The 22,238-nt window shown below is 28.1% G+C and carries 23 protein-coding genes; all 23 read right to left on the minus strand.

The genetic code is table 11. The annotated features are described in order from the left end of the window. Positions 1-5 precede the first annotated feature (5 nt). Complete coding sequence (locus tag KHQ81_09585) at positions 6-809, minus strand: ImmA/IrrE family metallo-endopeptidase (protein QVK17139.1); 804 nt, start codon at positions 807-809, stop codon at positions 6-8. Next, positions 793-1,149 (minus strand): helix-turn-helix transcriptional regulator, encoded by a 357-nt coding sequence (locus KHQ81_09590; GenBank protein QVK17140.1) that lies wholly within the window; start codon positions 1,147-1,149, stop codon positions 793-795. The genes KHQ81_09585 and KHQ81_09590 overlap by 17 nt, the downstream gene beginning before the upstream one ends. A gap of 242 nt (positions 1,150-1,391) precedes the next feature. Next, positions 1,392-1,646, minus strand: coding sequence for a hypothetical protein (locus tag KHQ81_09595; protein ID QVK17141.1), 255 nt, complete (start codon positions 1,644-1,646; stop codon positions 1,392-1,394). A 540-nt stretch (positions 1,647-2,186) separates the two neighbouring features. Next, a complete protein-coding gene (locus KHQ81_09600; GenBank protein ID QVK17142.1) occupies positions 2,187-2,897 on the minus strand; it encodes a hypothetical protein in 711 nt (236 codons plus the stop codon). 15 nt (positions 2,898-2,912) lie between these two features. Next, positions 2,913-3,104, minus strand: coding sequence for a hypothetical protein (locus tag KHQ81_09605; GenBank protein QVK17143.1), 192 nt, complete (start codon positions 3,102-3,104; stop codon positions 2,913-2,915). 378 nt (positions 3,105-3,482) lie between these two features. Further along, on the minus strand, positions 3,483-3,677 hold the full coding sequence (locus tag KHQ81_09610; GenBank protein ID QVK17144.1) for a hypothetical protein: 195 nt from the start codon (positions 3,675-3,677) through the stop codon (positions 3,483-3,485). A gap of 30 nt (positions 3,678-3,707) precedes the next feature. Further along, positions 3,708-4,922 (minus strand): hypothetical protein, encoded by a 1,215-nt coding sequence (locus KHQ81_09615; GenBank protein QVK17145.1) that lies wholly within the window; start codon positions 4,920-4,922, stop codon positions 3,708-3,710. Positions 4,923-5,030: 108 nt separating this feature from the next. After that, positions 5,031-5,792 carry an IS21-like element helper ATPase IstB gene (gene istB / locus KHQ81_09620; GenBank protein QVK17146.1) on the minus strand — a complete coding sequence of 254 codons (762 nt, stop codon included), beginning with the start codon at positions 5,790-5,792 and terminating at the stop codon, positions 5,031-5,033. A gap of 24 nt (positions 5,793-5,816) precedes the next feature. Beyond that, positions 5,817-6,452 (minus strand): hypothetical protein, encoded by a 636-nt coding sequence (locus tag KHQ81_09625; GenBank protein QVK17147.1) that lies wholly within the window; start codon positions 6,450-6,452, stop codon positions 5,817-5,819. An 8-nt stretch (positions 6,453-6,460) separates the two neighbouring features. Further along, positions 6,461-7,024, minus strand: coding sequence for a transposase (locus KHQ81_09630; protein QVK17148.1), 564 nt, complete (start codon positions 7,022-7,024; stop codon positions 6,461-6,463). Positions 7,025-7,076: 52 nt separating this feature from the next. Then, on the minus strand, positions 7,077-7,313 hold the full coding sequence (locus KHQ81_09635; protein ID QVK17149.1) for a hypothetical protein: 237 nt from the start codon (positions 7,311-7,313) through the stop codon (positions 7,077-7,079). Positions 7,314-7,632: 319 nt separating this feature from the next. Beyond that, a complete protein-coding gene (wecB, locus tag KHQ81_09640) occupies positions 7,633-8,757 on the minus strand; it encodes a UDP-N-acetylglucosamine 2-epimerase (non-hydrolyzing) (GenBank protein ID QVK17150.1) in 1,125 nt (374 codons plus the stop codon). A gap of 3 nt (positions 8,758-8,760) precedes the next feature. Beyond that, positions 8,761-9,870 (minus strand): capsular polysaccharide biosynthesis protein CapF, encoded by a 1,110-nt coding sequence (locus KHQ81_09645; protein QVK17151.1) that lies wholly within the window; start codon positions 9,868-9,870, stop codon positions 8,761-8,763. After that, positions 9,870-10,889 carry a polysaccharide biosynthesis protein gene (locus tag KHQ81_09650; GenBank protein QVK17152.1) on the minus strand — a complete coding sequence of 340 codons (1,020 nt, stop codon included), beginning with the start codon at positions 10,887-10,889 and terminating at the stop codon, positions 9,870-9,872. The genes KHQ81_09645 and KHQ81_09650 overlap by 1 nt, the downstream gene beginning before the upstream one ends. Positions 10,890-10,912: 23 nt before the next feature. Further along, a complete protein-coding gene (locus KHQ81_09655; GenBank protein ID QVK17153.1) occupies positions 10,913-12,163 on the minus strand; it encodes a hypothetical protein in 1,251 nt (416 codons plus the stop codon). 1 nt (position 12,164) lies between these two features. Continuing rightward, positions 12,165-13,409: an oligosaccharide flippase family protein gene (locus KHQ81_09660; protein QVK17154.1), complete on the minus strand. Its 1,245-nt coding sequence runs from the start codon at positions 13,407-13,409 to the stop codon at positions 12,165-12,167. A gap of 10 nt (positions 13,410-13,419) precedes the next feature. After that, a complete protein-coding gene (locus KHQ81_09665; GenBank protein ID QVK17155.1) occupies positions 13,420-14,499 on the minus strand; it encodes a glycosyltransferase family 4 protein in 1,080 nt (359 codons plus the stop codon). 31 nt (positions 14,500-14,530) lie between these two features. Further along, entirely contained in the window at positions 14,531-15,673 is a 1,143-nt protein-coding gene (locus KHQ81_09670) for a glycosyltransferase (GenBank protein ID QVK17156.1), read from the minus strand. A gap of 319 nt (positions 15,674-15,992) precedes the next feature. Then, complete coding sequence (locus KHQ81_09675; protein ID QVK17157.1) at positions 15,993-16,967, minus strand: SDR family oxidoreductase; 975 nt, start codon at positions 16,965-16,967, stop codon at positions 15,993-15,995. A 2-nt stretch (positions 16,968-16,969) separates the two neighbouring features. Next, on the minus strand, positions 16,970-18,280 hold the full coding sequence (locus KHQ81_09680; protein QVK17158.1) for a nucleotide sugar dehydrogenase: 1,311 nt from the start codon (positions 18,278-18,280) through the stop codon (positions 16,970-16,972). A 21-nt stretch (positions 18,281-18,301) separates the two neighbouring features. Then, a complete protein-coding gene (locus tag KHQ81_09685) occupies positions 18,302-19,408 on the minus strand; it encodes a glycosyltransferase family 4 protein (GenBank protein ID QVK17159.1) in 1,107 nt (368 codons plus the stop codon). Positions 19,409-19,485: 77 nt separating this feature from the next. Next, entirely contained in the window at positions 19,486-20,100 is a 615-nt protein-coding gene (locus KHQ81_09690) for a sugar transferase (protein ID QVK17160.1), read from the minus strand. 53 nt (positions 20,101-20,153) lie between these two features. Further along, positions 20,154-21,992 (minus strand): polysaccharide biosynthesis protein, encoded by a 1,839-nt coding sequence (locus tag KHQ81_09695; protein QVK17161.1) that lies wholly within the window; start codon positions 21,990-21,992, stop codon positions 20,154-20,156. Positions 21,993-22,238: the final 246 nt, after the last annotated feature.

Genomic DNA, 22,238 nt, shown 5'->3' on the forward strand with positions numbered 1-22,238 from the left:
ATTCATTACTCAAACTCCTCAAAGATATCATCAAGATCTAAGATTTCCTCATCATTTTCCTCTTTTTTAAATATTGATGAATCCATTCCAATAAGAGCAAAGGCTTTTTCTAAACTTGAATAAGGGATGTATTTTTTGTCATAGTTACTAGTAACATATTCTAGATAACTCGGTGGAACTTCAATCACATTAGTAGGTTTTAATAGTCTCTCATCAGCGTCTAATTTTTTAAATAACGTTCTTGATGTCATCTCATTTCTTTTGTCAAAAAGTCTACTTTTATGGCTTGAGTTAATGAAATCTAAATCATATAATCTAACTACCAAAGCTGCGTAACTTACTTGAAATTCTAATTGCATTCTCACAATATCAAGGACATTTAATTCTTGATGCGTTTTCTTCAATTCATATTTTATAAATTTATTTAATTCTTCTTCAGGCATTAAAAAATAGTTCGCAAAGTAAAAAGCTCTTGCTTCTGATATATCTTCAGAACTGTCTTTTATTTCAACATCAATTTTCACATTGGTGTATTCATTTTCAAAGTCATAAATAGTATGACCTAGTTCATGAGCTATTGTAAATATTTCTCTAGATAATATTTCTGATGAATTAGAAACAATAATTTTCTTCCCTTCAAAGCAAGTAGAAAAACCTAATAGGTTATCTTTACCAAAAGGATATCGAATCAAATGTATGTCTCTTTGCGCAACTAGACTAAAAATATCCTTCACTCCGTAGGTATGTATATTTTTTCTAACTTGTAAAGCTTGCTTCTCAATTTCAGTTTTATCAATCCTCATAGACATCACGATTCCTCATTTGATGATACAATTTTTCATGAGCATGAAAAACTCTTAAAATCTCTTCGATTTTAGCTACCAACCCAATAACATCTTCACCGGTATTCTTCTCTTTGAAAAATGTAACCAGTTCTTTTTTTTCTTCTGCTGCGCTTGTTATATCAGTTACAGATACACCAAAATAATCAGCAATCTTTTTTATAATCACATAAGAAATATCTATCTGACCATTTTCTAAGCGAGCGTATCTTTGTCTAGTAGTATCTAATACATCAGCCATTTTTTCCTGACTTATTTTATGGTTTATACGTAATTCTTTAATTCTACTACCTATTGCATAGATCATATTAAGCCCTCCTATAATGTTATTGTTATATAACATTATATTCATTAAATCAATATTTGTGTTATATTTTTATCACTTAAATTTATCTTTACCTATTTTTAAAATTTAATACTAAACTGAATTTATATAAGTCTGTACATATACGCATAACTTTTCCCACTAATGTTCACCCATAAAAAAATCTATTGATTTATTCAATAGACTTATTAATCAAAATATATTAATTCAATTATCGCAGTATATTACCACTTACTAAAGCGATTTTTCCCGCAATTTGGGCACTCATCAAATTTGGCTAAAAAAAGGTGATTACATGATTGACAATTAACCTTTGATTCAAGTGAATGAACTACCATATCTCTCCCACTCTTAAAATCAAAATATGTCTTCTTTTTAATTTCTACAGAGAGTGGGGGATTTTCATCTAATCTCACTATTCCTTTACCTTTACTTTTTGTTTTTACTAAGTTAGAAACTAATTTATTTGATTCATTCATTATTTTTGTGCAATCTTCTAACTCTTTAAAAGTCACAGTAAATGTTTCAATTACTTTTGATCAAAAATTGAAAGCCCAGAACATTGTTTGTTTTTATATTTTTCATAAATTTCTTGGTATTCCTTTTTTAATAATTCAATTGAATGGTCAGTGATTAACTCCATTCTCAAATCTTGAATTTTATTAAAAAATCCTATCATGATTGTAATATTAGCTACTACATCTTCTATTGTTTTATTATCGCAACACCCTGACTCTATAAAATAATAGTCACCACATATTTCACAAATTTTAACTTTTTTTATTAGTCATAAAGCATTGATAACACAATGGATGCTGATCGCAAGTAGTTGGTTGACCACATATTTCACATTTTCTCATAAATACCATACCCTCCTATTATTCTCTCGAGTCTCCACCTTCTAACATTTTTATAAACTCAATAATATAAATAAATTTTTAAAAAAACATTAAAAATTAATTCCTCTTAAGATATAGCTATCATAAACATATTAAATAGCACAATATTATCCCCTAGTATTACCAAATCATATCATCAGGAAAATCTAAATCTAATTGAACGTCCATTAATGGAATATGATTTTCCAATGCGTATGTAGTAATATCTTTTTTTATACTTTCATATTCTTCATCTTGTTGAATCATTTGATTGATAAAACTCCCCAGTTTTCTTATCCGTTTATTATCATCTATCATCATAAACTCATAATTTAGATTATCGATAAATTGTGTAATGTAAGATTTAAAGTAATATGGTTGTAACTGCATACCTTTTTTAAATTTTTGAAATGCTGTTTTTGATAAGATATCTTGTAAACAAATTGTAATTGCACTTTGTAAATTTATTACTTGAGCAATAGTAGGATTCCATTCTAATACTTTATATCGCTTTTTCATTAACCTAATGAAATCATTTAGTACAAAACAGATATATATGATTTCTGGCCATAGAACATTAAATTTCCAGTACACATTTTCTTTAGGTAAATCTTCTCTACCAGGATATATACCTGGACCATTATCCATAAATTCATGTTCTCTATCTCCCATAATCGCATGTCGAATGTCATAACAAAAACCAAGAATCCTCACTTTCGATAGTTCGTAATCTTCATATTCTCCTTCACTACCGACAATATCATATAAAGTAGTTAGCAGTTTTTCAAAATCATTAAAATCTCCATAAACAGATACACCCAAATGGTGTGGCGTGTCTTTCAAATAAATCATATCATAATTCCTTCCTTAAAATGGTAAATTATTATCTTCATTATAAATGTTAAGATTGTCTATTATATCAAGTTCTTCTGCTTGTTCCCATGTGATTCCAAATGGATCACCATTTTCAGTATAACCAGCTATGAAAGCAAAATATTCATTGCTCTCAATTAAATCATCCATTTCATGTTTAAATTTTTGTTTTCTTTTTCCATTCATCTATTTTCCTCGTCTATTTTAAATTTATTGATAAGTATTTGAATATTACATATTCTCAAAAGTAAAGTCATCTAAATCAAACTTTATCTTTTTCATTATTGTTCACTTTCATTATGATAGATGGATTTTTTATTAATACTCGACCCTACTTAGTTACTCATATTAGTGTAACTTTAAGGTAATTATATCAGAAATGGCATGAATTTTCATCTCATGATTACGAATAAATTCATATGTTTGAAATCTGTTAAATAGTATGGATTGAAGACCTGCTTCGTATAAATGAATAATAATGTATATAGAATATTAAAAAACAAATAAAAAACATAATAATCCATAACAATTATTATGTTTCTATTCAGTACTAAGACTCTAACCTTACCAAGTTTTATAAGCTTCTCGTATTTTATGGTTTAATATACTACTTGTATAGCTTTTATCACTTCTATTCATAATTCTTCTTTTACGTATTTTACTGTTTTTCATAGCTTCTATCATTGCTTTTAACTCTTGAATTTTTTTTTCATCTTCAAGTTGACTTTGTTCATCATTTTTATTTATTTTATCTGACATAAAAGCCTCCAATATATTAGTTATAAGAAATTATAAATCTAATAATTCATTATCTTCAAAATTAATTGTACATTCATCAAATTGAGTTTCTCTTAAATTTAAAAAACACTTGGTTAATTTATCATTATAGGAGTCTATATTTTTATATAGTTTATTTATAAAATCTACGTCATCATCGATAAGATCTTTATCATCTATATTTAGTATGACTCCCTCTTTATATTGATATTGATTCATCATTTTATTAATATGTTTAATTATTTGATCTAACAGTTCTTTTCTAACTTTTATTTTTTCTAATAGCCTTTTTCTAGCTTTGATTTTCCTAAACAATTTCTTTCTATTTTTAATTTTACTTAATAGTTTTTTATTAACTTGATTTTGTTCTAATGAATTCTTTCTGTTTTCAATTCCAACGATAAATATTTTTAAGAACTCTTTTTTGACTTGATGACTATAGTATTTTAAAATTTCATGAATATATTCTTCTTTAATGCTTTTATGTGTGTTTCTAAAATAACTTATTAAGTCATCTATTTGATTTACTACTATCTGTTTATAATAACCAATTACATGATTATTATTGGATATCTCAACCACTGCATGACTTCCCATCACACATTTTGATAGTTCTAATAGGTTTGTAATAAAGTTTCCACTAATTTGTAAATACCCAATATCAAAAGTACAATTTATTATTTTTGAAGAAAGCATCTCATTAAGATAAAAAAGATATTTATTTCCATTAATTTCACAATTATTCATATAAAATAACTCATTCACATCATTTTCATTGATTTTGACATCTCCATTAAAATGACTATCAGTAATAGAAAGCACTTCAAAACCACAATAATTAATTTTAAATGAATTATTTATGATTGTTTTTTCTATGACGAGATCATATAATTTTTCTTTTTTATTATTAATTATATCTTCATAATATGAACACATAAGAAGTTCTATTGAATCAAATTCACATTTTATAATTTTAATAACACTGTCTCTATCTAAAACTGGTGAGAAATTGATTAATTCTATTTTGCAGGTAGATTCACATAATTCAAATTCAAGATCGTTACATAAATAAATGTTACTATCTTCATTATTATTCAAATCTATATTACTACAAATATTAAATTGATAGAAATGACATCCTTTAAAAAATATTTTATTTACTATATAACTTTTACTGGTTTCATTATTTTCTTCTATTATATCAACAAAACAATCTTTAAAATGCATTTCATATTTCCCATATTTTTCTAATAAATTATTAAATTGTTAATGTCAATATAAATTTCACCAATTTTGATTATGATAGATTCACCAATTATGGTAATTTACTCATAATCATTTTTTATTAGGTTCAATACTTTCTATTTTATCTTTAGTTCTGTATGATCTACCGACAATATTTATCACATGAGAATGGTGAAGTAATCGATCTAGAATGGCGTTAGCTAATACACTATCTCCAAATATTTCTCCCCATTTAGAGAGTGGTTTGTTTGTTGTTATAATTGTAGACTTTTTTTCATACCGTCTAGCGATTAATTGAAATAATAAATTAGATGATTCTGTATCAAGAGGTAAAAATCCAACTTCATCAATTACTAATACCCTGTATTTGGTGAAAAATTTTAATCTTGTTTCTAATCTGTTTTCTAAATGTGCTCGTTTAAGTTGTAAAATTATATCGTTACAACTTATAAAATAAGTACTTTTTCTTGATTTAGCTGCTTCAATTCCTATTGACGTAGCTAAATGAGTTTTACCAACCCCTGGAGATCCGATTAGAAGAATATTTTCATTATTCTCAATGAATTTTAAATATTTGAAATTTAATATTTCGTCTTTATTTATAGATGGTTGAAACCCAAAATCAAAATCATCTAATGTTTTAAGAAAGGGGAAATTAGCGACTTTAACACATGACGTTATTGCACGTTCTCGTTTAAAATTCATTTCATACTCTGTAAGTTCATATAACGAATCTACTATATTCTTTTCGCCTTTTGCGATAAGATTCAAATAAGAGTCGATATTGGCTCTAAAAAGGTTTAAATTTAGGGTTTCTAAGTTATTTAATAATTTATTATAATTATTTAACATCGCGTACTCCTCATCTTTCTACTATTATCGTGTTATTTGATCTAATAATGCTAGATTTTCTTTTGCGATTTGATCAATATCTAAATTATCATTTTTAATGGTGATACCAAGTGCAGCTTTATAATGGCTCTCATTATAATTAAATTTCTTGTTGGATATATTATGTATTATGATTAAATCAGTGTTATAATAGATATAGAGTTTATCATCAATGGGTATCAATTTAACTCTTTTGTTTATAAACTTACTGGGTACAGAATATCCATTTCCTTTATAATTTACAAGCAGTGTTTGCGGCACTGATTGTATATCTACGTTTTCTACGTAGGATTCTAACAGAATTTTGTTAGGTAAAGGATTTAGATATTCTTTTTCTTTTTCAAATAAGACACTCGGTGGTATATTGGTGGTTTGATTATTCTCTAGATTGACCTTGTTGTTTATCTTGTTCAATATATTGATCAGTTCCTCTTCATCTTCAAATTCACCATCATAAGGACGTAACCAAGCCAAGAATCGGTTAGCGGACTCATCTTTACCTTTTGTTTCTGGAGTCCTTGCCTTACATAATCTTATCGAAATTCCAAAATCCCGTTCAAATTGTTTTATTTTAGAATGTTTCTTTTTAGTTCCATTTGTGATGCTAACGACAGCTGACATATTATCCGTTAAAATATGTTTAGGGATACCCCTAGATGATTTAATGTATCGATTACACAACGGATGAAGTCTTCTGTCGTTTTTGTTTTTGAATAAACGAATTTATGATACCTTGAGAATCCTAGAGTAGAAGTTAATACATTAAACTCAAATACTTCTCCGTACTTACTTATTAGTTTCATACTTTCTTTCCAATCTACTTGTAGTTGGTCTCCTGGCCTGGTTTCATATCTAACATGTGGAGTGGTGCTTTTAGGTATGGTAATATGATTATTTTGAGTATAGTGTCTAAAGGTTGAATATGCCGGTATATTTTCATATTTATCTCTTAAATATTCATGAACTGCTTTCTTTGTTACGCCAGATTTATTCATCAAATGTGATATTTCTTCTTTATATTGATCAAATCCACTTTCGCGTTTTCTTGTAATCAATTTCTTTCCTCCATCTTCATAATATTTTTTAATAGTATGTCGGTCTAATCCATAGATTCTTGCTAATTCACTATAATTTGGTTTCATATCATACGTTCTCAATATATCTAACATTCCTAGTACATTTATTTCAGTCACTTTTTTTACCTCGCTTCAGTTCAACTGAAACTATTATACTAAAAAAGATAACCTAATTGATTATGTTATTACCAAAATTGGTAACTTTCTCATAATCAAGATTGGTTATCTTTATATTATCATTAATATTAAATAACTCACCATTAATATATGTTTCATTAATAGATATAGAATTTTTATCAGCTTTAAAATCACTAATTTGCTTACAATGATAAATCTTTTTGAAGTTTCTTTCATATAATACCATAACTTCTGTTGAAGTTTTTTCTATATCAACGATTTTTAACATAACTCCTCCTAATATTCTTTATCACACTAATAATTATAATGGATTATTTACTTCATACCTGTCGAAAAAAGTTGAATTTTATAAATAACACAAGAATTAACAATTAAACAAAGACGTTGCTAATTTTTAATAATGTTAGTTTAATTTCATAAATATTTAAAAATCTTAAGAGTAAGTTATTAATTACATTCTTCTTTGTATTCACAAAATACAAAAAGTGTTACGCATTATCATATGTAATGCGTAACACTTTCTTTTTTAGTTTAACTATTCCAAGCAACAACAATTTATACCTTGATAAATTCATAATATCACACTTCTACTTACTCCAAACAACTCTATTAACATAATCTGTATAAGATAACATAATTCTCAACACTTTATCTGAAACATTAGGCATACTATAATCTCCAACCTGTCTTAAAGTGTCTATTTCTTGTGTATCTAAAATATCTAATCCTTGCATTATTCTTTCTTTTTTAAGTCCAACCATCATAACCGACGCTTCTTCCATAGCTTCTGGTCTTTCATGAGCTTGTCGTATATTTAATGCTTTAAATCCTAGAATAGATGATTCTTCACTAATTGTTCCACTATCACTAAGTACTGCTTTAGCTTTGGTTTGTAGTTTTACATAATCATTAAATCCTAATGGTTTCATTGTTTTCACTAATGAATTAAATTTAATTCTTTTTGCATTAATCATATTTCTAGTTCTAGGGTGTGTACTCACTATTATTGGCATATTGTATTTTTCAGCTACAGCGTTTAAGCTATCAACTAAATCCATGAAGTTTTCTTCTGAACTGATATTTTCTTCTCTGTGAGCAGAAACAACAAAATATTTTCCTTCATGTAAATCCAGTCTTTCTAATACATCTGTTTTTTCAATATCATCTTTTCTAGAGTTAATTACTTCAAACATAGGACTTCCAGTCTTTATAATTCTATCAGCAGGTAATCCCTCTCTTAATAAATATTCCCTAGCAATATCACTATAGGTTAAATTAATATCTGATATATGATCTACAATCTTTCTATTAGTCTCTTCAGGTACTCTTTGATCAAAGCATCTATTCCCTGCTTCCATATGAAATATAGGAATATGTCTTTTCTTAGCAGCTATTGCACATAAACAACTATTTGTATCTCCAAGCACTAAAAATGCATCAGGTTTAACTTCTTCCATAATAGGATCTATTTTAATCAAAATATTTCCTATTGTTTCTACTGCTGCTCCTGTAGCAGCATTTAAAAAGAAATCTGGCTTTTTTAAATTGAAATCTTTAAAAAATACTTCATTTAGTTCATAATCATAGTTTTGTCCAGTATGTACGAGAATGTGATCAATTGCTTCGGATTCTTCTAATTTATTTATAACAGCTGATAACCTTATTATTTCAGGTCTTGTACCAACTACTGTCATTACTTTTAGTTTTTTCATTATTTAAACCTCCAAATAATAAGTGTCTGGTTTTTCTGGATCAAATGGCTCATTTGCCCACATAACTGTCACAAGGTCAGTTTCTCCAACATTAACAATAGAATGAGTATATCCTGTAGGAATATCAACGACTTGTAGTTTTTCTCCACTTACTTTATACTCAATGATTCTCGTTTCATCAATTTTTCTGAATCTTATAAGCCCTTCTCCACTTACAACTAAAAATTTTTCATTCTTAGTATGATGCCAATGGTTACCTTTTGTAATTCCTGGTTTTGATACATTTACAGATACTTGCCCTCTTTCTGGGGTTCTAATGAATTCTGTAAATGAACCTCTATGATCAACATTCATCTTAAGATTATAAGCAAAATCATCTTCTGGTAAAAAGCTTAAATAGGTACTATATAACTTCTTAGTAATTTCATCTTTCATCGTTGGAATACTTAAATCTTTTCTGCTTTCTTTAAAACTTCTAATCTTTCTTGCTAACTCACCAAGTTTTATTTGATGATCTACAGGTACTATACAATAATTATCTTCTTTAGTTGGATTTCCATCTAAAGCATTTATAAATTCTTCTAAAACATCATCAATATAACAAAGATGTAAATCTACTTCAGGGTTATTAATTTTAATTTGCATATCTCTAGCTATATTATGACAAAATGTAGCTACAACAGTATTATAATTAGGTCTACTCCATTTACCAAATAAATTAGGTAGTCTATATACATAAACTTTAGCGCCCGTTTCTTTACTATAGTTAAATAGTAAATCTTCACCTGCTTTTTTACTTTTTCCATAAGGATTATCTAATTTTGCTTGGATAGAAGATGTTATGAGTACAGGTGCTTTATTGTTATGTTTCTTAAGTAAATCTAATAGTTCTGAAGTAAAACCGAAGTTTCCTTCCATAAACTCTTTTTCATCTTTTGGTCGATTTACACCTGCAAGATGATACACAAACTCGCATTCATTTGTATATTTATCGAGTAGTGACTTATCAGTATCAATATCAAATTTATAAACATCTAAATAACCTTTATTTTTAAGTTCGGCAATTAAATTTTTACCAACAAAACCATTCGAGCCAGTAACTAATATTTTCATTATTTACCCCAGCTTTCTAACTCTTTTTTAACATAATCAAGTGCTAGTAGTTTTTCTTTTATTTGTTCTACATTAAGTCTCTCTGTATTATCAGAGTTATATTCTTCTTGTGAAGACAACTTTTGACTTCCATCTACGAAATATTTATCGTAGTTAAGATCTCTTTTATCTGCAGGTACTCTGTAGAAACCACCCATATCTTGCGCTACAATATATTCTTCTTTTGTTAGTAATGTTTCATATCTCTTTTCACCATGACGAGTACCGATTATTTTTATTTCATTATCAGCATTAAACAATTCTTTAACAGCTTGTGCTAAATCACCAATAGTAGATGCAGGAGCTTTTTGTACCATAATATCTCCAGCTTCTGCATTTTGAAATGCAAATACTACAAGCTCCACAGCTTCTTCTAAACTCATAAGAAATCTAGTCATATTTGGATCAGTTACTGTCAAAGGTTGTCCATTTTTTATTTGTTCAATAAATAAAGGAATAACCGAGCCTCTAGATGCCATAACATTTCCATAACGAGTTCCACAAATAAGTGTTTCTTCTGGATTTACAGTTTTTGATTTAGCTACAAACACTTTTTCCATCATAGCTTTAGATATCCCCATAGCATTAATAGGATAAGCAGCTTTATCTGTAGATAAACATATAACTTTCTTTACTCCTGTTTGTATAGCAGAATTTAAAACATTATCTGTTCCAAATACATTTGTTTTAACAGCTTCCATAGGAAAAAACTCACATGAAGGCACTTGTTTAAGGGCTGCAGCATGAAATACATAATCAACTCCACGCATTGCATCTTTTATACTGTCACAGTTTCTTACATCTCCAATATAAAATTTTATCTTCTGATTATTATATCTCTTACGCATATCATGCTGTTTTTTTTCATCTCTTGAAAAAATTCGAACTTCTTTAATATCTGTCATAAGAAATCGTTCAAGTACAGCATTACCAAAAGAACCCGTACCACCTGTGATTAATAAAGTTTTGTTTTTAAACATAATAGCTCTCCTTTTAAGGTAATTTAAATTTTAGATCTTAATTTACTTGTTTGTTTCAAAGACTTTTTATATAAAATAAATATTATTATTGTCCCCACTCCATTTCCAAAAGTGTGAAATAATTGATTGTTTGCTGGTATCATAAAACAAAATATTAGAAACTGACCCATCAAAGCATATGCGAATGGATTACTATTAAAGATTGCTTCTTTCCATACTTTTTTCATATAATAACCGATGAAAAACATAAGTAAAGGTATCAACCAAAAAGAAATATCCGAAGCTAACCAAGGAAATACTGTAGACCATATTCGTAATGCATCCCATCCATTAACTGCTTGATTTCGCACTAAGTAACTATTTGAAAACAAACTGTTAACACCAAAATAAGGTAAAATTGTATTCATTATTCCCCTAAATGTTGTATGTCCCCATGTACATTTAAATGGCAGATTTAAGCTATAAGATAAACCAACATACCCATGGGATAAATAGAATAATAATCCTAATAATCCTGAAAGCATTATGCCTGTATTTGTATCATTATTTAATGTAAACACATGACGACTACCAAGAAAATAACTTAATAGTAACACAGCTACAATTGATGCAACGGGAAATAACATTTTATTTTTTAACAAACTCCTTTTTCGAAGATTTTGTGATTCATGAACTTTATATAGTAAAAATGGAATTGTTGATATAAAAAACGCACCAACATTTATCATTGCACCAATTAAAAGTGAATGAATAAAGTAAATAAAAATAGTAATAAAAACCATAAACTTTTCTTTATTCTTCAATTTTTCCCAGTACATGATTGATAAGCCACCAACAAAATATTTGGTGAAGGTAAAAACATTCAATATTATTCCGATAAAAGACTCCAATAAAGAAGTATTCACAACTACTGAATTTCTTCTTAAAAATTTAACATATTCATATGCCTCTCCTGGTTTGGTAATATACGACAATATCTCAGAAAAACTATTATAAAAAGCAAAAATATTATTTAAAGATATTATAATTGTTAATAAACAACATATCATAATAAATGTTCTAATTTGTTTATTTAACGTAAATGGTCTATCTGAAATATTCATTTTCCAATTTGGATAAAATCCTGTCAACAACGCCAAATAGTTTGCAGTAACGTAAATTACAGTTATAAACATATTACTACTTTGTTTATAGTACATCATAATATATATAAATAAAGTTGTAAATAAGTAAATAATTATATATTTTATTGGTTGATTAATTAGTTTTCGCATACTAGTCTTCACCTACCTTGCTAGTTTTTCTTGAAACTCTATGATATCTCTGTAACATAATTATAAAATAAACAAAACTTGCAGTAATTCGAGAAATAGCTAATCCCCATAATTCTAGATATGGAACAAGAAGAGCTGCTAATACAATTTGAGTAATTCCACTAAAATAAGCACCTTTTTTAATACTTGATCCTTCTCCATGTGCATTAAGAAAATTATTAAAATAATCTCCAAATCCATGAAATAAATAACCTAATGATAACGCCAGAACAAAAGAAGGCGTCCCTAAATATCTATCTTTGTATACTATCGGAAAAAACATTAACATAATAATATTTAAACCTAAATAAGCTAACAAACCAATGATTACTGTAATTCCTATTTCTTTTTTATCAAGTTTATTAGTGTTTGCATATTTTTTGAATTGAATAACTCCCATTATAGCAGGTATCTGTAGTATAGGTGAGGAAAAACTTAAAGCTAAAGTATATACAGCATAATGTGCTTTCATAGTAATTGAACCAATAATAACGTTTAAAGCATCAGCTGAAAATACAGCCAATAATGACCCTTTATATATCTCAAACCCATTTCGTTTTTGTTCAGAATATATGTTCTTAGTTTCTTTCTTTATACCGGTTAAAAACCGAATTCTAAGTCTCGCAATAGTTATAAAATCAGTAATTATAAAAACACAAGCGTATATACACAACGAAGTTAAAAAATTCATATGTTTAAAATTAATTATAAACACAAATGAGTAAATAGTTAGCATCAATATTTGCGGTAAAATAGTTTGTAATGAAACATCAAATATTTTATTTGATCCCTTTAGCATATAAATAAATGTCCTTTGTATCATTACCGTATAAATTAGGGGTAAAGCATACAAAAAAGTTGGATCAATATTATGAAAAAAACATGTTATTATTTTATATACCACAAAAATTACCACAGCTACAAAAACTGAAATAAAAAACATCATTGCTATTGTGGCACCGTATAAATCTCTTTCCCTTTCTTTATTCGCATTAGTAAGAAGTCTTGCGGTGGAATAATATATACCTAAATTTGAAAATGAAACAATCATAATTATTGTATTTATTATATATCTATAAGTACCATAATCGTTTTCAGTTAACAAGCTTGTCATTAAAATATTTGTTATAAATGCAAAAAACATAGTACCAAAATTTGCAACTGTAAGTAGTCCATATTGTTGTACTTTTTTATTTTTTAAGATCATTCCATTACCTCTATTCGATATATAATGACTCGTATACTTCCGACAAAGTTTTATATAATCTTTCTTGAGAGAATTTTTCTCTAATTATTCTTTCAGAATGAGATGAGAAGTTATTTTTCAATTTTTTATCATTTTTTATTAATTTAATACATCTAACAATTTCAGCCACATTTTTTGGGGGAATAAGAAAGCCATTTTTACCATCTTCTACTACTTCAACATTTCCCCCAATTCTTGTTGCAACTACTGGTAATCCAACAGCCATTGCTTCAAGTAGAGCATTTGATAGGTTTTCATGTAATGTTGCAAATAAAAATAGATCGCATCCAGATAAAATATTAAGTACATCACTACGTTTCCCAAGTAATACTACTCTTTCCTTTTGAACTAAATTCTCATGTTTTTTTCTTAAAATTTCATGATATTCTCCATCACCAATAAAAACAAATTTTATTTTAGGATCATGTATTTTATCAATAGCTTCTGAGATAAATGAAATACCTTTGTCATATACCATCCTACCTGATATTACAACAAGAAAATCATCCTCAGAAGCATCTATTTCATGTCTAAATATACTACCAGTTTTTTTTACACCAAAGTCTATATCGGGAGCCGCATTATGAATTACGCCAATATATTTTTTTTTGTATTTTTGAACCATCTTTCGTGATGCTGCTTCTTCACAAACAGTATAAAATTTTGTACACATTCTTAGTGTCAATGGTTCAATAATTTTATTGAAAATAAATCTCTTTAAAGGATTTATACCTATTGAATCACCTGAAAATCCTCTAATTGTTATCAAAATATTTTTACACCCAGCTAATCTTGCAGCTACTATGGCATGAAATCCTGAAGATTGTAACCCTGACAAGTGAACTAAATCTGGATTTAGTTCACTAAATTGTCGCTTTAAATCTTTAATTAATCTCAAATTAATTTTTGATTTGGCTAAAAAAGTTTGATTGACAAATTCAAAATCATAAATATTTTTCATCCAAGATTGTGCCATTCTTCTGTTGGCAGTATTCGGGCCACTAACTTGATTAGGCATTATAATATGTAAGGCAATTTTTTTCTTTTTCATAGTTACTCCCTCATTTATCTCAGATTTAGTTTTATTTATTAATTAATAATTTATCTAAAAAAGAATTTGCTTCAGTTATATAATTTCTATAATCAAATCTATTAGTCTCTACTTTCATTTGATTATTACTATTCAATATATTTTGTAGCTCACTGTTTAAATCATTTAATGTAACAAGATATCCATTAATATCGTTACTAATATATTTTTCTATATCACTATTACTATTAGCAATGACTGGTGTACCACAAGTAATACTTTCAACAAACTTCGTTGGAAATCCCGCTTTAGTCACCCTATTATTATCTCTAATTAAAAAAGAGTAATCTGCTTCCTTAACGTATTTAATGACTAAATTATGGTCTACCCTTCCTAAAAAGTTTACAGTATCAAAAAATTCTTTTTCAAAATTTTTTATATCCAATTTATATATGGATAAAAACTGTTCTAAAGTGATGCCAAATACATTTAGTTTCACTGGATAATTTTTTTTCATCGATAAAACTGATTTAACAATAATATCTAGTCGTTCTTTTTCACCACTAGGGGTACCTGCATATATAAATGTAGTTACCCCTTCTTTTTTATTGTATTTAATTTTCCATTTTATATCTAATACATCCGTCAATGGTGGTATACATACAGTGTTAGTAAATCCTTTATAATAATTTTCAAGGAAACTACTAATAACTATCAAACCATCCATCTTTTTATGGACAAATCTCATTCGTAAAGTAGAATCAGTTCCTTTAATAACTTTGTATAGAATGGAACGTTTTTTTGTTCCATACCATTCAGAAACATCAGCAATACATTTTATACCATTCTTTTTACAATAATCTTTAATTCGATATAAGGCAATTGCAGGATAATTATAAGCAATTATCATATTAACATCATCGAAATGATTTAAGCTTGATATCACATCAGATATATCATATAACCCTTTTAACAAAGTTTTTTTATTTTGAATATTATGTAGTTCAATACATTCAAATCCAAAATAATTCTTAAAACATTTCTCTTTGTTTTGGTCAGAGGGTAACTTATTAATAAAAACTACATTATAGCCTAAGTCACGCATAATTTTCGCATTATTTATTACTCTATGTGCTGCAGCATTACCATCCGGTAATCTGAAACCACCTACATATAAGATTGTTCCTTTTGACATACTTCATACCATTCCCTTCGCTTCAAAATGCATAGCTATAATAATGTAGTTAGCTTAAAGCAAGATAAATATATAGTCTATAAATACTATATATTAAACATCTCTAAGGATCTAAAATAAAGACAAAAATACGATTGTAAATGTCCCCTTAATTTATAAAACTTGTAATATTTTATCTTATAACAATTTTTCTACAAATCTATACCAGTTTCATCTTCAAAATAGAATATTCGTCTATAACCACAATTCTCTTAGTTGGTTTCTGCTTCGTTTTTAAGATACCAAAAGAGAATGGAGTGGCTATTTTGAACTATATCATTTATAAATTATCAATATACCATTCTATCGCTGCCACAATCCCTTTTTCAAAACTCCACTCAGGATTATATCCCAGCAGTTCTTTGGCTTTACTAATATCAGCATTACTATGTTTAATATCACCTTTACGATTTGTACTGTAAATTGGCTTAATATCTTTACCTAAGGCTTCACACAGTCTATCATAAATATCAATAAGATATTCTCTGCCACCATAAGCAATATTGTAAGCCTGGCCTGCAGCCTCTTGTGAAGCTACACAAGCTTTTAAATTGGCTTCAATTACATTTTCGATATAAGTGAAATCTCTACTTTGTTTCCCATCTCCATATATGGTTGGTTGTTCATCATTAAGTAATTGTTTAATAAACTTAGGAATCACTGCTGCATAAGCACCGTCTGGATTTTGTCTTTTACCAAATACATTAAAATATCTTAATCCATAAGTCTCTAATCCATATAATCTAGTATATTGTTTACCATATTCTTCATCTACTCTCTTAGTAAGAGCATAAGGAGAGAGCAGATTACCTTCTATTCCTTCTTTTTTAGGTAAGTTTGGTTCATCCCCATAGACAGATGAACTTGAGGCATAAACAAATTTTTTAACATTATTTTGTCTTGCTGCTTCCATCATGTTAAGTGTTCCTTTTATATTAATCTCTTCATATAGTAAGGGCATTTCAATACTTCTTGGAACGCTCCCCCAAGCTGCTTGATTTAGTACATAATCAACACCTTTACAGGCTTCCATACACGTATCAAAATTACGTATATCTCCTTCAATAAGTTTAAAGTTAGTATTTTTCATAAACAAGTCTAAATTTTCCTTTTTACCAGTTGAAAAATTATCCAATCCTCTAACTTTATATCCTAAATCTAAAATTGCTTCTACAAGATTTGATCCAATGAAGCCAGCAGCACCAGTTACTAAAAACTTTGAATTCTTTGGAAATTTTATGTCTTGATAACCCATTGTTATAGCCTCCAATATAAGAAATTATTGCTTTCTGCTTCATTTTTATCAAACATACCTTTTACATCAATAAGTGGATGTCTATTATTAGCATAAAGTTTTTTAATATTCTCTATTTTTAAATCCTTGAACTCTTCGTGGGGTACAGCAAAAATTAAAGCATCCATACCTTGAATTTCATCTAGAGAACATGGATTAATTCTATATTCCCTCCACAAATCTTCTTTATCTGCTACAGGATCTACTACCTTTGTCTCTATTCCATATTCATGTAATTCATTAATTACATCTACAACTTTTGTATTTCTAACATCTGGACAATTTTCTTTAAATGTCACACCAAAAATTCCAACTTTTGAACCTTTGATTTGTTTATCAGCTTTAATAAGCATTTTAACAGTCTGTTCAGCCACGTATTTCCCCATATCATCATTGATTTTTCTACCTGACAGAATAATTTGAGAATGATAACCAATTTCTTCAGCTTTATATGTCAAGTAGTATGGATCAACACCTATGCAGTGACCCCCTACTAATCCAGGGTAAAAATTAAGAAAATTCCACTTTGTTTTTGAAGCTTCAAGAACAGACTTTGTATCAATTCCCATTTTATTAAAGATAATTGAGAGTTCATTCATGAAAGCAATATTAATATCTCTTTGTGAGTTTTCAATCACCTTAGCTGCCTCAGCAACTTTTATACTTTCTGCTTTATGTACTCCTGCTTTAATTATCATCTCATATACTTTAGCTATAATATCTAAAGAATCTTTATCCATTCCAGATACAACTTTAACAATAGTGTCTAATCTATGTACTTTATCACCAGGATTTATTCTCTCTGGAGAGTAACCAACTTTAAAATCAACTCCACATTTTAATCCTGATTCTTCTTCAAGAATTGGAACACAGATATCTTCAGTAACACCTGGGAAAACAGTTGATTCAAAAACTACAATTGATCCTTCAGTCAAGTTTCTACCAACAGTTCTACTTGCTCCTATAACCGGTCTTAAGTCAGGAGTCTTATCCCTATTAATAGGTGTTGGTACAGCAACTACATGAAATTTACAATCTCTTAAATACTTTTCTTCCCATGTGAATAAAGCAGTTGTTTCTTGAATAGCTTCATCACCAACTTCTTTTGTCACATCAATACCTTCCAAATATTGTTTAACCTTTGATTCAGATATATCAAAACCAACAACATCAGCCTTTTTAGCAAATGCAATTGCCAAAGGCATACCCACATATCCTAAACCAACAACTGATATTTTTTCTTTTCTTGATAAAATAGACTCTGACAAAATCATATATAATACTTCCTTTCAATTTTATAAATTCATCGTTTCCATTATTAATTTATTAACTATTTTTACATCATATTTATTTTGTGCTATCTCAAGACTTTTCTTACCCATTACCTTATTTATTTCTGGATTAGAAATAAAATACTCCATTTTATTGGCTAAGCTCTTGAAGTCTCTTATGTCTATCAAATAACCATTCTCACCATCTATCACAGTCTCTCGACAACCTGGAGCATTAGTTGTAATAATAGCTCGTCCCATTGCCATAGCTTCTAGAACTGTTTTAGGGGTTCCTTCATGATAAGAAGGTAATATATACGTACTACACTGAGAAATAAAAGGTCTCACATCTTTCTGTTCTCCATAATACTCAATAATATTATTATCAATATATGGTTTTAACTCCTCTGGCTTAATAGCTGAAGGATTACTATCATAAGGACCTATTAATAAGCATCGAACTTTTTTATGCTTCTTCTTAATTTCTTTACAGGCTTCTAAATACTCCATTATACCTTTATCTTTAATTAATCTTCCTATAAAAAGGAATATAGGTTCTTGCGGGAGTGGTGTAGGTTTAAATTTTTCTAAATTAACTCCTGACCCATTAATAATAACTGTTTTGTTCTTTTTTATTATTCCATAACTAATAAATTTGTTTTTATCGTCATTATTTTGAAAAAATACTTTTTTGCTACATTTAAAAGCAACCCAGTATTGCACCTTTAATATTGATTTAATAATTTTATTCTTAAAACCAGTTCCTCTAAATATAGAACCTAAACCTGCTATCAAAGAATATATTTCTGTAATTCCATTCAACTTAGCTGCTATGCTACCGTATACGACTGTTTTAGCTTGATATAAAAAGACTTTATCCGGTTTCTCTTTTTTAATAAACCTATAAAGTTCTCTAATTGTTTTAATATCTTTTAATGGATTTAATCCATTCCGTTCAACATGTAATTGTCTATATATGACATTGTTATCTTGAAACTTATATTTCCAGTTATTTTCAGGCTCTGAGCCTAAAGCAATAACTGTGTTCCCTTTTTTTATAAAGTCTTTCATCATATCCATACGAAACCAAAACAATGATGACGTATGGCTTGAAATTATAGCTATCTTCATACCATTGCTCCTACTCTCATTAGCAGTCTTTTATAAAATCTCTAAATATTTTGGACTTCATATTATGATTTTCTAAACTACTTACATTTATCAGCCTCTCTACCTCTGGTCCCACCTTCAACAACTCCATCCTTTTTTAATACACTAACTATAGTCCCTAAGAAACATTTAATGTCTATCTTCAACCCAATCATACTAGCGTACTCCCCATCAAGTTTAGCCTTAACTTCAATAGGAAGTTCATCTCTACCATTAATTTGAGCCCATCCAGTAAGTCCAACTGGTACATCATTGGCACCATATTTATCTCTTTCCATTATCAAATCATATTGATTCCATAATGCAGGTCTAGGACCAATTATACTCATATTACCTTTTAAGATATTTATGATCTGAGGTAACTCATCAAGAGATGTTTTCCTTAAGAATTTACCGACTTTTGTGATCCATTGTTCAGGGTTCTCTAATAAATGTGTAGGGGTATCTTTTGGTGTATCAATTCTCATTGTCCTAAACTTCAATATACTGAAATGAGTCTTATGAATACCCACTCTTTTTTGTTTAAATAACACAGGACCTTTAGAATTTAACTTAATCGCTATTATTAATATAAAAAACACTGGAGATAATAAAATTAAACCTAAAAATGAAAGAATTATATCAATCAGTCTTTTAATTATCAAGTAAAACATACTCTATTACCTCCATAATTGTTCATCTGAACTACAATTTAATTAATAATATATTAACCTTCTCTTTTAAATGTAGGTACAAATTGTACCATTTCATCTTGAATATTGACATTTTGTTTTTCAGTTAATGAATTTAATTCAATTAAATTCTTATTAATTTCTTCCATATGAATACCATTTACTTGGCTTACAAATATCTTATCATTACGTGTTCCAAGTAATCCTTCTTCATCCATGAGAAGTTCTTCATATAATTTTTCACCTGGTCTTAAACCAGTGAATTCTATATTAATTTCACTATAAGGCTCATAACCACTAAATCTAATAAGTTTTTCTGCTAGTTCAAGTATTTTAACTGGTTCACCCATATCTAAGACAAATATTTCTCCACCATTGGCATAAGTTCCTGCTTGAAGGACAAGTTGTACAGCTTCAGGTATTGTCATGAAATATCTAATTATTTCTTTATGGGTAACTGTAACTGGTCCACCTTCAGCTATTTGTTTCTTAAATAGTGGAATTACTGAACCATTACTACCTAATACATTCCCAAATCTTACGGCTGCATACTGTGTCTTACTTTCTTTATTAAATGCTTGAATAATCATTTCGGCAAAACGCTTTGTGGCACCCATTATGTTAGTAGGATTAACTGCTTTATCTGATGAAATTAACACAAACTTCTTAACATTATATTGATCTGATATTTTAGCTACATTACAAGTCCCAAAAATATTATTCTTAATTGCTTCTTTTGGACTTATTTCCATTAATGGAACATGCTTATGTGCTGCTGCATGGAAAACAACTGTCGGTTTATATTCACTAAATACTTCCACTAATCTTTTTTCATCACGAACTGATGCGATTAAAACAATTAACTCAGGAAAACCTGTATCATGTGTTTTATGCATTAACAACTCATTTTGTATATCATAAGCATTGTTTTCGTATATATCTAAAATAATTAATTGTTTAGGATGGTATTTCACAATTTGTCTACATAATTCAGACCCAATTGAACCTCCACCACCAGTAACTAATACCACTTCATCTTGTATAAAATCACTGATGCCTTTATCATCAATCTTAATTTCATCTCGTCCTAATAAGTCCTCTATTTGTACATCCCTGATTTTATTAGTATTAAATTTCTTATCAATTACTTCATAAAATGGTGGTAATATCTTCGTTTTTATTTTTAATTCATCACATTTAGTCAAAACATTTTTAATTTCTGATCTATTAGCACTTGGTAGTGCGACAATAATTTCATCTATCTTATAAATAGAAACGATCTCTTTTAAATCATCTGTTGATCCAACAACTTTAATCCCTTGAATAATTTTGCCTTTTTTAGATTTATCATCATCTATTAAACAAACCACTTTATGATTTAATTTCGGATTATTTTTAATTTCCTTAATCATTAAGTGGCCTGCATTTCCAGCACCTATTATTAACGTTCTTGAATAACTCTGATTTAACCTATTATAAGCTGTATAAACTCTTAACGTTCTGTAACTATAACGAATTCCCATTAACCCTAAAAAGACTAATAAATTTGCGACAATAATAATATTCATTCCAAGATCTATTTTCGTAATTAGTCTTACTAAAGAAATAACTGTATATGAAACTAATACAGATAACAAAACATTCACTGCTTCTTCAACACTAGCATATCGCCATAAACTCTTATATAAACGAAAAATCATAAAAGAAAGAATATATACAGGAATAATCCAGTATAAGTTCTCTATTAAATGATTAATACTTTTATTATTTATGTTAAAGTTTGTGATTAACAAAGAAGATGCGATATATGACAAAAATATAATGGTTGTATCTAATATAAAAAGAAAGATTAATCTAGTTTTAATCGTATTCATTTAATACATCTCCTTATGTAATAATATAAACCCCTAAATTCCCTTTAGGGGTTTATAAACAATAAACAAAGAAAGAATAAAACAATTCTATCTTAGTTATTACAAGTCATCTTTACTTCTACCAATATCTATTACACCTATTTAATCATCTATTATTTACCCTAAAAAGATAATCAATCTATTTTCTATTTAAAAACATTTTATCACAAAATACGACTTTTTTATACCTTTTTTTGTGTTTTAACT

This window comes from Mycoplasmatota bacterium (genome assembly GCA_018394295.1).
Classification (GTDB): Bacteria; Bacillota_I; Bacilli_A; order Haloplasmatales; family Haloplasmataceae; genus JAENYC01.